Here is a 1,468-nt window from a genome sequence, read left to right as displayed (position 1 = left end):
TTTGCGAAAAGAAGTGGTGGAGGAGTTGACGAGGTAAGTAGAGTTGGGAATGGTATTAAAGGTACAGGTAATGGTATTGCAAAAGATGAATATAAAAATTTGAGGAAAAAGACACCAAGTAACGATGTAAGAAAAATGGTTAATCCAGATGGTCCTAAAGTAGACCCTGTATACGGGTATGAAGTTGATAAGTTTGAAGCAGACCATATTGTTTCAATGAAAGAAATAACTGAAATGGATGGATTTAGTAGGTTAACTAGAGAACAACAAATAGAAATTCTAAATCTAAAAGATAATTTTGTTGGTCTTGGAAAATCTTCGAATGCATCTAAGGGGGCTCATAGTTGGGCTGATTGGAAAGGACATTCTAAGATGGGAGAGGTTCCTGTTAATGTAAGAATGGAAATGCTAGAAAAAGAGAAACAAGCTCGAGAAGCTCTAAAAGTAGCTATAGAAGAGAGGTTGAAGAAATGAAGAAATTCGAAAAGATTATTATGGACAAGACCATTATAGTGACTGCCGAAAAAGAATTAGAACCTCAAATAGAAATTTTGTTTGCTATATTAGAACAGGTAGACCGTAATAAATTAATTCATGGATTCTCTTTACAAGTTGGTTGGTCCGTCTATTATTTACAAGAGAGAGAAATCGGGAATTTTATATTGACTACTCCTGATTACTCTAAAAATCCATTTGAAGATATAACTGAAGATTTAACTTTGGCATTGTGGGTACAACTAGAACAAGGTCATTTTTTGAGAAAGATAAATGTCGATGGTTTATCAATAAAATTTAGTGATAAAATCATACTTTCTAAAGGTGTACTAGAACTCGAGAAAATATATTTACAAAGAAATGGAGATGTTGAAAAAGGAGATTCAGGTTGGTATATAGGTCCTGTAGAGGATGATAATACTACAGAGTTGTATGCTCTATATGCTTATCAACTACTAAAAATTAAACCAGAGATTATAAAAGTTCTTGCTTTACCAAATGACTATATGGTTGTTTTTGAAGGTAATGAAATAAAAGCAGTATTAAGCGAAAACGATGTAGATGTTTTTAAAGACTCTTTATAGATTTTATTTACCGAAGTCTTAAGTTACACAACTAAACTATACAGGAAGTAAAACATTGAATAAAGCACTTGATTGTCTACTAATGGCAACAAGTGCTTTTTGCTAGAAATGTAACTTTGGACAACATAAAAATGTCTACATGAAATTCATAACTCATGATGGTAGTACCATTAAGGCATTATGTTTTAACACTTTTTTGTAAAATAATAACGCTAACTAGGAGAGATGACATTTTACTTGTCAAGAGGACTTATGATACTGCCTAACCCACAAACGAACGATGATGACAAAGCTCGAGGCGATAAACAATAGGTAACGTGAAAGAGCGTTCTTTTACTGTATTTGGCTCATTAATTTTTGGGTTGTATTTTTACTAGGGACGGTCGTAT

At 32.8% G+C, this 1,468-nt stretch carries 1 protein-coding gene and 1 pseudogene; both read left to right on the top strand.

Features of this window, described 5'->3' with window-relative positions; genetic code table 11:
- Positions 1 to 474, top strand: a pseudogene (locus tag GHT08_RS21835) (T7SS effector LXG polymorphic toxin); the annotation flags it as partial.
- Positions 471 to 1,079, top strand: a complete 609-nt coding sequence (locus tag GHT08_RS21830) for an immunity protein Imm33 domain-containing protein (protein WP_163583492.1) — start codon at positions 471 to 473, stop codon at positions 1,077 to 1,079. The pseudogene GHT08_RS21835 and the gene GHT08_RS21830, both read left to right, overlap by 4 nt.
- Positions 1,080 to 1,468 lie beyond the last annotated feature (389 nt).

It is taken from the genome of Gracilibacillus saliphilus (assembly GCF_010994085.1).
Lineage (GTDB): Bacteria > Bacillota > Bacilli > Bacillales > Amphibacillaceae > Gracilibacillus > Gracilibacillus lacisalsi.
This window is presented reverse-complemented; position numbering and strand designations above follow the sequence as displayed.